Below are 9,944 nucleotides of genomic sequence, written 5' to 3' on the forward strand. Positions count from 1 at the left end.
TCGGTGCGCGCATCGACTGCCGCCTTGATCCGGTCGACCATTTCCTGCTGGGAAACGATCTCTTTGTTCGGGCGGTGACCGCAGCGTTTGGCACCAACCTGGTCTTCGATGTGAATCGCTGCCGCGCCGAACTTGATCATCGACTTCACGGTGCGCGCGACGTTGAACGCCGAGGAACCAAAACCGGTGTCCACGTCCACCAACAGCGGAAGGTCGCAGACATCGGTGATCCGGCGTACGTCGGTCAACACGTCATCGAGCCCGGTAATCCCGAGGTCCGGCACACCGAGAGAACCGGCAGCGACCCCGCCACCGGACAGATAAATAGCCTTGAAACCGGCGCGCTTGGCCAGCAGCGCATGGTTGGCGTTGATCGTGCCGACCACTTGCAAAGGATGCTCGCTGGCAACCGCATCGCGGAAACGCTGGCCTGGTGTGCTCTTGTTCGAACTCATGACTCACCTCGTGGAGTGGCTGTCTGATGGGCTCCGTCCTGATAGTGACGGGCGATATTGCGTTTTGAAGCGCCGATGTGACGACGCATCAACAACTCGGCCAATTCACCGTCACGGTCGGCGATGGCATCGAGAATCCGGTGGTGCTCGGCAAACGCCTGGCGCGGACGATTGGGCGTGGCAGAAAACTGGATGCGGTACATGCGCACCAGTTGATACAGCTCGCCGCAGAGCATTTGCGTCAGTGTGCGGTTGCCGCTGCCTTGAATGATTCGGTAGTGAAAGTCGAAATCGCCTTCCTGCTGGTAATAGCCAACGCCTGCCTGAAACGCCGCATCGCGCTCATGGGTTTCCAGCACCTGACGCAACTCGTCGATTTCTTCGGCGGTCATGCGCTCGGCGGCCAGACGACAGGCCATGCCTTCCAGGGACTCGCGGATTTCGTAGAGCTCAAGCAGTTCGGCGTGACTCAGCGACACCACCCTGGCCCCCACGTGCGGGACGCGGACCAGCAGGCGCTGACCTTCCAGACGATGGATCGCCTCACGTAATGGCCCGCGGCTGATGCCGTAAGTGCGCGCCAGTTCAGGCTCGGAGATCTTGCTGCCCGGGGCGATCTCGCCTTTGACGATGGCCGCCTGAATGCGTCGGAAGACGTTTTCGGAAAGGGTTTCCGAATCGTCTGACGCCATCACCGGAGGATCAAGTTGACMCAGCATATTGTCGACACCTCATAAGCCAATGCGGCAAAAACTAACCAATATCGCGCAATCAGTCAAAGGAAATAGAGCTATTGTCGACAATCGTCTAATAAACGCCTTAAGTAAAACCTAAGTAAAGGACAGACCCGCGGCTGGCGCCATAAAACCACCGTGCTAGAATGCCGCCCGCATTTGTCTGTCATCTTTTTATGGCAGGCACGAGAAGGAGCTTGTGCAGCAATGCCAGTCGCCTTGAACTGAAGAACGGACGGCACCGCGCCAGGATCTATGAGACTCAAGCCCTTCACCCTGTTGATCTGTCTACTCTGTCTGCCTGGTCTCGCTATCGCGGGTGAAAAGACTGTGTACGGTCTCAACGAATACGCGCAGCTGGCAGGAATTGACCTGGAAGTCGCGGCCAAACTCGACACCGGGGCCAAAACCGCCTCCCTCAGTGCCCGTGATATCAAGCGCTTCAAACGCAATGGCGAATCGTGGGTACGCTTTTACCTGGCCATCGACACCGCCCACTCGCACCCGATCGAGCGCCCATTGGCACGTGTGAGCAAAATCAAACGCCGCGCTGGCGACTTCGATCCCGAGGAAGGCAAGCAGTACACCGCTCGCCCGGTGATCGAGCTGGACATCTGCATGGGCACGGCGCTGCGCAGCATAGAAGTGAACCTGACCGACCGAAGTGCATTCCAATTCCCGCTCTTGATCGGTTCCGAAGCCTTGAAACGCTTTGATGCGCTGGTCGACCCGAGTCTTAAATACGCTGCTGGCAAACCCGCCTGCGCCACCGACGCTCATACCGCAGAGTAATGCCCATGCGCTCCCTTACCCTCCACCTGAAAATCCTGATCACCCTATTGGTGGTGCTGGGCCTTTCAGTTACGGCCTATCAGATTTTCGTGCTGGGCATTCCGGTGACCGAAGACGCCACCGACGACTTGTGGAACATCGACGCCAAGGTCCAGTTCGTCGCCAGTGCCAAGGACCCGGTCAAGATCCAGATGTTCGTGCCACCGCTGAGTCGCGACTACGTCAGCCTCAATGAAAGCTTTATCTCCAACAACTATGGCGTTGCGGTCAACCGCGTAGACGGCAACCGCAAGGTCACCTGGTCCGCACGCCGGGCCAAGGGCAACCAGACGCTTTACTACCGCCTGGTGCTGACCAAGCGCTACACCGGTGAAAAATCCAAAGTCAAAGGCCCGACCTTCCGCGACAGCATCGCTGTCGAAGGCCCGGAAAAAATTGCCGCCGACGCCCTGCTCGCGCCGATTCGCCAGCACTCGGCAGACGTCGAGACCTTCATCGGCGAAGCGATCAAACGCGTCAACAATGCCAATGACGACAACGCAAAACTGCTGCTGGCCGGCGATCCGTCACCGGCGCACAAAGCGAAAATCGTCGAGCTGCTGCTGTCCATTGCCCACGTACCGATGGAAAAGGTCCACACCATCCGCCTGGTCGCCGATCAGCCGCAAACCCCGGAGCTCTGGCTGCGTAGCTTCAATGGCACTGACTGGCTGTACTTCAACCCGGAAACCGGCGAGCAAGGCCTGCCCACCGACCGTCTGCTGTGGTGGACCGGCGATGACAACCTGATCACCGTCGAGGGCGGCAAGAAAGCCAACGTCACCTTCAGCCTGAACAACAGCGAAATGAACGCCATTCGCCTGGCCAAACTGACGGACGAAAATACCGACGCCAGCTTCCTTGATTACTCGCTGTACGGCTTGCCGCTGGTGATTCTGACCATGACCATCGAACGCCTGTCGATCACCTGGGAAGAACGCGGCGCCGGGCATGCGTTGAAAGTCGCGATCGGTACGCTGTTCGCCGCCTCTCTGGGACACCTGATCATGAGCATTCCGGAACTGATTTATTTTGTGTTCACCTTCCCGGCGATCCTGTTGATCCTGGTGGGCTTCATGCTGGCCATGGGTCGCTATCGCGGCTACCGCCTGACCGAGCTGATGCGCTTCAAAGCCTTCGTCAAGGCCGATTCGTAATGTTCGGTTTCTGGAAGACCTGGAAGGCCCTGCACGCCCGGGGCATCATGGGCATCAATCGGCGCAACGCTGACTACGTACTCAAGTACAACAAGCGCAGCCTGTACCCGATTGTCGATGACAAGATCATCACCAAGGAACGCGCAATCAAGGCCGGCATTCACGTGCCGGAGATGTACGGCGTGATCTCCACCGAGAAAGAAATCGAAAAGCTCGGCGACATCATCGGCAACCACAGCGACTTCGTGATCAAGCCGGCACAAGGTGCCGGCGGTGACGGCATCCTGGTGATCGCCGACCGTTTCGAGGGCCAGTACCGCACGGTTTCCGGAAGGATCATCAGCCATGAAGAAATCGAGCACCAGATCTCCAGCATTCTGACCGGCCTGTATTCCCTGGGCGGTCACCGCGACCGCGCGCTGATCGAATACCGGGTGATTCCCGACCAGATCTTCAAAAGCATCAGTTATGAAGGCGTGCCGGACATCCGCATCATCGTACTGATGGGCTACCCGGTGATGGCCATGCTGCGTTTGCCCACCCGGCAATCCAGCGGCAAGGCCAACCTGCACCAGGGCGCTATCGGCGTCGGTGTCGACCTGGCCACCGGCATGACCTTGCGCGGCACCTGGCTGAACAAATTCATCCTCAAACACCCGGACACCACCAACGCGGTAGATGGCGTGCAACTGCCCTACTGGGACGGCTTCATGAAGCTCGCCGCCAGCTGTTATGAGCTGTGTGGCCTGGGCTACATCGGTGTCGACATGGTGCTGGACCAGGAAAAAGGTCCGCTGATTCTCGAACTCAATGCGCGGCCCGGGCTGAACATTCAGATCGCCAATGATTGCGGGTTGACCACGCGCACTCATGCGGTCGAGGCACGCCTGGAAGAGCTGAAAGCCAGGGGGATTACCGAAACGCCGCAAGAGCGGGTCGAGTTTGTTCAGGAGATGTTTGGGCGCGTTCCCTCGGTTGACGGCTGATTCGAGACCGAGGCGAGCCCATCGTCGGAACGCCGCCCGGAGCCGGCTCCGGGCGGCGTTCCGACGATGGGAGCGTGGACGTTATGACGTGCTCAGCGCCTGGCCACTGGCAACACTGGCGGTATCGCCTGACGAAAGTGGCGGCGCGTTCCTGCAACGCCTGCGCGCGACGCTGGCCCGGCTCGGCGATGCAGCGATCCCTGCCCCCTACGAACTACCGTTCGCCGGTGGCTTGATCGGCTACCTCAGTTACGATTTTGGCCGTCACCTGGAGGCCATGCCCTCCCAGGCTCACGATGACCTGCAACTGCCCGACGCGCGCTTTGGCCTGTATGACTGGGCGTTGATCAGCGATCACCTGATCGGTAGCAGTCAGTTGGTGTTCCATCCCAACCTGATCGAATCCGAGCGCCAACGTCTGATCGAACTCTTTGGCCAGCCCGCGACTGCTGCTGTCGCGCCGTTCACCCTGAACGGCGCCATGAATCCCGACCTAAGCGCCAGTGACTATCAGCAGGCGTTCGTGCGTATCCAGCAGTACATCCAGGCCGGCGACTGCTATCAGGTCAACTTCGCACAACGCTTTCGCGCACAATGCCAAGGCGATCCGTGGACGGCGTATTGCGCGCTGCGGGCAGCTTGCCCAACACCGTTCTCTGGCTTCCAGAGCCTGCCTGACGGCGGCGCGGTGCTGAGCCTGTCGCCAGAGCGTTTCGTCAAAGTCAGCGAAGGCCACGTAGAAACCCGCCCGATCAAAGGCACCCGTCCGCGCGGCCAGAACGCCGCCGAAGACGCGGCCAACGCCGCCGAACTATTGGCCAGCCCCAAAGATCGTGCGGAAAACCTGATGATCGTCGACCTGTTGCGCAACGATCTGGGCCGCACTTGCCGCATTGGCTCGGTGCGCGTGCCCGAGTTGTTCAGCCTGGAAAGCTACCCCAACGTTCATCACCTGGTGAGCAGCGTCACCGGCGAATTGGCTGACAACAAAGATGCCCTGGATCTGATCGCCGGCAGCTTCCCCGGCGGCTCGATCACTGGCGCGCCGAAAATCCGCGCCATGCAAATCATCGACGAGCTGGAACCAACCCGCCGCGGCTTGTACTGCGGTTCGCTGCTGTATCTGGACGTACGCGGGGAAATGGACAGCTCGATCGCCATCCGCAGCTTGCTGGTCAAGGATGGGCAGGTCTGTTGCTGGGGTGGCGGTGGGATCGTCGCCGATTCGGACTGGCAGGCCGAGTATCAGGAGTCCATCACCAAGGTGAAGGTGTTGCTCGAAACCCTGCAAGGCCTTTAAAAACATCGTCGGAACGCCGCCCGGAGCAGGCTCGCCCCCACAGGTACAGCGTTGTCCTTGTGGGAGCGAGCCTGCTCGCGATAGCGCCATCAGCCCCGACACATGACCTACAGGCTCAGCTCACGATTCGAAGCCTTGATGAACTCGCGCTTGAGATCCTCGAAGCTGTGCACCGCCGGAAACTGCGGGAACTCGCGGATCACGTTGTCTRGTGCGTGGAACAGGATCCCTGCGTCCGCCTCGCCCAGCATGCTGGTGTCGTTGTACGAATCACCGGCAGCAATCACCCGATAGTAAAGGCTCTTGAAGGACAATACCGACTGACGCTTGGGATCTTTCTGACGCCGTTGATAGCTCGTCACCCGACCGGTGTCATCCGTTATCAGACGGTGGCAGAGCAAGGTCGGGAAGCCCAGTTGACGCATCAACGGCTGGGAGAATTCGTAGAACGTGTCAGAAAGAATCACCACCTGGAACCGCTCGCGCAGCCAGTTGACGAACTCGATGGCACCGTCGAGTGGCTTCAGGGTGGCGATCACTTCCTGAATGTCGGACAGCTTCAGGCCGTGCTCGTCGAGGATGCGCAGGCGCTGCTGCATCAGCACGTCGTAATCGGGAATATCCCGGGTGGTTGCCTTGAGGGATTCGATCCCGGTTTTTTCGGCAAAGGCGATCCAGATCTCCGGGACCAATACACCTTCCAGATCGAGACAGGCAATTTCCACAAGACACTCCTATTTGTACTGATTATTGAGTTGAGCGAGCAAAAGGACTGCCGAACTCTAGCGAGACATACCGACCGACGCAACGCAGAGGAGCGCCCCCGTCGCTTCGGGATTTTGCTACCATCGCCACCATATAGAGCGCTTAGCGCCACCGACCTGTAGGAAACCGCCCTGATGAGCCCATCGTTCGACGTCACTGAACTCGCTGCGACCTATGCCAACAAATCCGCCMAGGACATTCTCAAACTCGCCTTTGCCGAGTTCGGGGACGACCTGTGGATCTCCTTCAGCGGCGCCGAAGACGTGGTGCTGGTGGACATGGCCTGGAAGATCAACAAGAACGTCAAAGTCTTCAGCCTCGACACCGGACGCCTGCATCCGGAAACCTATCGTTTCATCGATCAGGTGCGCGAGCACTACAAGATCGAGATTGAACTGGTTTCGCCAGACCATACAAAGCTCGAACCGTTCGTCAAAGAAAAAGGCCTGTTCAGCTTCTACAAGGATGGCCATGGCGAATGCTGCGGCATCCGCAAGATCKAACCGCTGCGCCGCAAGCTGTCCACCGTCAGCGCCTGGGCCACCGGCCAGCGCCGTGACCAGAGCCCGGGCACCCGCAGCCAGGTTGCCGTACTGGAAATCGATAGCGCATTCTCGACGCCGGAGCGCACCCTGTACAAATTCAACCCGCTGGCACAAATGACCAGCGAAGAGATCTGGGGCTATATCCRCATGCTGGAGCTGCCATACAACAGCCTGCATGAACGCGGCTTCATCAGCATTGGCTGTGAACCGTGCACCCGCCCGGTGCTGCCAAACCAGCACGAGCGCGAAGGTCGCTGGTGGTGGGAAGARGCCACGCAGAAAGAATGCGGCTTGCACGCGGGCAACATCATCCAGAAAGCCTGATCCTTCTGCTCTACGAAGTCTCCCCCTGTGGGAGCGAGCCTGCTCGCGATAGCGGTGTAACGCCCGCGATGGCAGCGACTCGGCCTGGAGGCCTACTCAAACAGCACTGAACCGCTGCGCCAATTGCTGTTCGGCGAACTGCYCGATAATGAAATCCACGAACGCTCGCGTTTTGCCCGGTAACAGTTTGTGTTCGGCATAGTAGATCGAGATGTTGCCGTCATCGACGTACCAATCCGGCAGCACGCGCTGCAAGGTGCCGGCGTTCAGGTAGCCGACCGCAAACGGCATGCTCACCAGCGCAATCCCCAAGCCTTGCGCCGCAGTAGCGCAAGCGGCTTCGGAGTCACTCATGGTCATCCGCGCCTTGAGGCTCAGCGGGCTGTGCTCCTGACGACGGCTGGTCAGTTGCCAGGAGCGCACGCGGCCGGTCTGCGGTGAACGAATCAGAATCCCGTCGCAGTCACTTAAATCATCCGGCTCACGAATCGCCTCGCGTTGTGCCAGATAATCCCTGGATGCCACCAATACCCGGTGAGCCGGCGTCAGCTTGCGCGCTACAACCCCTGGCGGCAGTTCAAAACCGCCACCAATCGCCGCGTCGAAGCCTTGGCCGATCAAATCGACCTGGCGGTTATCGAAATGCCAATCCGGGTTGATCGCCGGAAAACGTCGCAGAAACTCGCCCAGCAACGGCACGATGTACAGCCGTCCAAACACCGTGCCCATGCTGACTTTCAGTGTTCCGGCCGGGCGCCCTTCGGCGCTGGCCAGATTGGCCACCGCGTTCTGAATGGTGTGCAGACTGGCACTGACTTCACCGAGAAACAGCTGACCGGCTTCAGTCAACGTCAAGCTGCGCGTGCTGCGCTGAAACAGCCGAACACCCAGGCGCGCCTCAAGCTTGGCGACACTTTTGCCCACCGCCGCCGGGGTCAGGCTCAAGCGCCGCGCGGCTTCGGCGAAGCTGCCGACCTCGGCGCTGCGCACGAAGCATTCGATACTGCTAAAGGTTTCCATGGCCGCCACTATAAACTTTTGGTTTACACAGACTATAGCAATGACCGTCTACACAGGGGGTAATCCAGTATCGATACTAGGCTCCATCAACCGAGACATCTCGCCTCGGGACTTTGGAGATCGACATGACCACTCAGAACCTCAGCGGTAAAGTAGCTCTGATCCAGGGCGGCTCCCGCGGCATCGGCGCCGCCATTGTCAAACGCCTGGCCGCTGAAGGCGCAGCGGTTGCCTTCACTTACGTCAGCTCGGCAGCCAAGGCTGAAGAATTGCAAAACAGCATCATCGCCAGCGGTGGCAAAGCCCTGGCCATCAAAGCCGACAGCGCTGATGCAGTCGCCATTCGCAATGCCGTCAACAGCACCGTCGAAAGCTTTGGCGGCCTCGATATTCTGGTCAACAACGCCGGCGTACTGGCCGTCGCCCCTCTGGAAGATTTCAAACTCGAAGACTTCGACCAAACCCTGGCGATCAACGTACGCAGTGTGTTCATCGCGACTCAAGAAGCGGCCAAACACATGACCGAAGGCGGTCGAATCATCAACATCGGCAGCACCAACGCCGACCGCATGCCCTTCGCCGGTGGCGGCCCTTACGCCATGAGCAAGGCAGCGCTGGTCGGCCTGACCAAAGGCCTGTCCCGCGACCTGGGCCCGCRCGGCATCACCATTAATAACGTGCAGCCTGGCCCGGTCGATACCGACATGAACCCGGCCCACGGTGATTTCGCCGAGAGCCTGATTCCTTTGATGGCTGTTGGTCGTTATGGCACCGCCGCCGAGATCGCCAGTTTCGTTGCGTACCTGGTCGGCCCGGAGGCCGGCTACATCACCGGTGCCAGCCTGAGCATCGACGGTGGTTTTGGCGCCTGATTCAGCTTTTTTGCAGCATAAAAAAACGCCGGGCAACCTTTGATCAGGTTGCCCGGCGTTTTGTCGTTCAGCGTTCTTTACACCTGTTCGAGTGCCGGCAAGCCGTAGGTGTGCGGTTGGAACGCTTTCAACGTACGCAGAATGCTGTCGGCATGCGCGTACTTTTCGTCGGCCATGGCCGCATCCGGCACGGCAATCGCGGTCATCCCCGCGGCTTTTGCAGCGGTGACGCCAAACGGCGAGTCTTCAAACACCAGGCAGTCACGCGGTGCCACCCCCAAACGTCGCGCAGCGATGAGGAAAATATCCGGCGCTGGCTTGGCCGCGCCGACCTCAGGGTCATCAGCGGTCACAATGGTGTCGAACAGCGCAAACCAATCGCCATGCAACGTGGTTTTCTGCCCGAATGACTGACTCGAAGAGCTGGTGCCCACGGCAATCGGAATATTGTTCGCCTTCAGATGCTGAACCAGCTCCTGCGCCCCCGGCATCGCCAGCGCACGCGGGAAACGTTCACGCATCAATGGCTCGCGGATCAGCAGAAACTCTTCGGCGCTGATCGGCAGGTCCAGCGCCTCGACGACATAGCGCGCCAGATCGCCAGCACCGCGGCCGATGATGTTCTGCTTGATGTGCCAGTCGAAGGTTCGGCCGTAGCGTTCAGCAATGATTTGCGTGACCTCGGTGTAGATACCCTCGGTATCGAGCAGCAAACCATCCATATCGAAAATCACGGCCTTGATCGGGCCGAAGTCGAGCGGTGCATTCATCGCATCTGATCCGTTATCAACACAACATTCCGGGAAGCGGCTCAGGTACGGCCAGTGTCTTGATCGATCGAAAAAGGATCGACCAAAGGGCACAGCAGCATAACGAGCGCGGTTCACATGCGGCAACTGTTTGCCGTCCCCCCCCTCAGATCACGGCCTAGGGTGTGTAGTGAGCGCAAGGAAAG

Annotated in this window: 10 protein-coding genes and 1 pseudogene; 6 read left to right on the forward strand and 5 right to left on the reverse strand. The window is 59.4% G+C overall.

The window, feature by feature from the left end; translation table 11 throughout:
• Positions 1-455 (reverse strand): isocitrate lyase/phosphoenolpyruvate mutase family protein (locus AC1DH9_RS25810; protein ID WP_477809042.1); only part of this gene is annotated, 455 nt, incomplete at its 3' end.
• Positions 452-1,174 carry a GntR family transcriptional regulator gene (locus tag AC1DH9_RS25815; protein ID WP_477809043.1) on the reverse strand — a complete coding sequence of 241 codons (723 nt, stop codon included), beginning with the start codon at positions 1,172-1,174 and terminating at the stop codon, positions 452-454. The genes AC1DH9_RS25815 and AC1DH9_RS25810, both read right to left, overlap by 4 nt.
• Before the next feature lie 270 nt (positions 1,175-1,444).
• Between AC1DH9_RS25815 and rloA the strand changes: the two genes are divergently transcribed.
• From rloA to pabB, 4 genes and pseudogenes are all read left to right on the forward strand, one after another.
• Positions 1,445-1,981: a retropepsin-like aspartic peptidase RloA gene (rloA, locus tag AC1DH9_RS25820; RefSeq protein ID WP_427528248.1), complete on the forward strand. Its 537-nt coding sequence runs from the start codon at positions 1,445-1,447 to the stop codon at positions 1,979-1,981.
• A 5-nt stretch (positions 1,982-1,986) separates the two neighbouring features.
• Positions 1,987-3,177, forward strand: a complete 1,191-nt coding sequence (locus AC1DH9_RS25825) for a UUP1 family membrane protein (protein ID WP_477809044.1) — start codon at positions 1,987-1,989, stop codon at positions 3,175-3,177.
• Positions 3,177-4,163: an alpha-L-glutamate ligase-like protein gene (locus AC1DH9_RS25830; RefSeq protein WP_427540276.1), complete on the forward strand. Its 987-nt coding sequence runs from the start codon at positions 3,177-3,179 to the stop codon at positions 4,161-4,163. Before AC1DH9_RS25825 ends, AC1DH9_RS25830 begins: the two co-directional genes overlap by 1 nt.
• A 70-nt stretch (positions 4,164-4,233) precedes the next feature.
• Positions 4,234-5,463, forward strand: a pseudogene (gene pabB / locus AC1DH9_RS25835) (aminodeoxychorismate synthase component I); the annotation flags it as partial.
• Between the two features lie 107 nt (positions 5,464-5,570).
• On the opposite strand, the gene thrH reads toward pabB, so the two are convergent.
• The gene (thrH, locus tag AC1DH9_RS25840; RefSeq protein ID WP_477809045.1) at positions 5,571-6,188 is read right to left on the reverse strand and encodes a bifunctional phosphoserine phosphatase/homoserine phosphotransferase ThrH; all 618 of its coding nucleotides are present in this window, start codon (positions 6,186-6,188) and stop codon (positions 5,571-5,573) included.
• A 174-nt stretch (positions 6,189-6,362) separates the two neighbouring features.
• Between thrH and AC1DH9_RS25845 the strand changes: the two genes are divergently transcribed.
• Positions 6,363-7,097, forward strand: a complete 735-nt coding sequence (locus AC1DH9_RS25845) for a phosphoadenylyl-sulfate reductase (protein WP_477809046.1) — start codon at positions 6,363-6,365, stop codon at positions 7,095-7,097.
• 96 nt (positions 7,098-7,193) lie between these two features.
• Here AC1DH9_RS25845 and AC1DH9_RS25850 read toward each other — a convergent pair whose 3' ends face one another.
• Positions 7,194-8,117: a LysR family transcriptional regulator gene (locus AC1DH9_RS25850; protein WP_477809047.1), complete on the reverse strand. Its 924-nt coding sequence runs from the start codon at positions 8,115-8,117 to the stop codon at positions 7,194-7,196.
• A gap of 125 nt (positions 8,118-8,242) precedes the next feature.
• On the opposite strand from AC1DH9_RS25850, the gene AC1DH9_RS25855 reads away from it, so the two are divergent.
• Positions 8,243-8,989 carry a 3-oxoacyl-ACP reductase family protein gene (locus tag AC1DH9_RS25855; protein WP_477809048.1) on the forward strand — a complete coding sequence of 249 codons (747 nt, stop codon included), beginning with the start codon at positions 8,243-8,245 and terminating at the stop codon, positions 8,987-8,989.
• A gap of 77 nt (positions 8,990-9,066) precedes the next feature.
• On the opposite strand, the gene AC1DH9_RS25860 is transcribed toward AC1DH9_RS25855, so the two are convergent.
• Entirely contained in the window at positions 9,067-9,759 is a 693-nt protein-coding gene (locus AC1DH9_RS25860; protein ID WP_427540291.1) for an HAD-IA family hydrolase, read from the reverse strand.
• Positions 9,760-9,944 lie beyond the last annotated feature (185 nt).

It is taken from the genome of Pseudomonas sp. 05T35 (genome assembly GCF_056396605.1).

Coding starts and splice junctions, on each gene's coding strand:
- rloA (WP_427528248.1), top strand. CDS start 1,445: ATGAGACTCAAGCCCTTCACCCTGTTGATCTGTCTACTCTGTCTGCCT.
- AC1DH9_RS25825 (WP_477809044.1), top strand. CDS start 1,987: ATGCGCTCCCTTACCCTCCACCTGAAAATCCTGATCACCCTATTGGTG.
- AC1DH9_RS25830 (WP_427540276.1), top strand. CDS start 3,177: ATGTTCGGTTTCTGGAAGACCTGGAAGGCCCTGCACGCCCGGGGCATC.
- AC1DH9_RS25860 (WP_427540291.1), bottom strand. CDS start 9,759: ATGAATGCACCGCTCGACTTCGGCCCGATCAAGGCCGTGATTTTCGAT.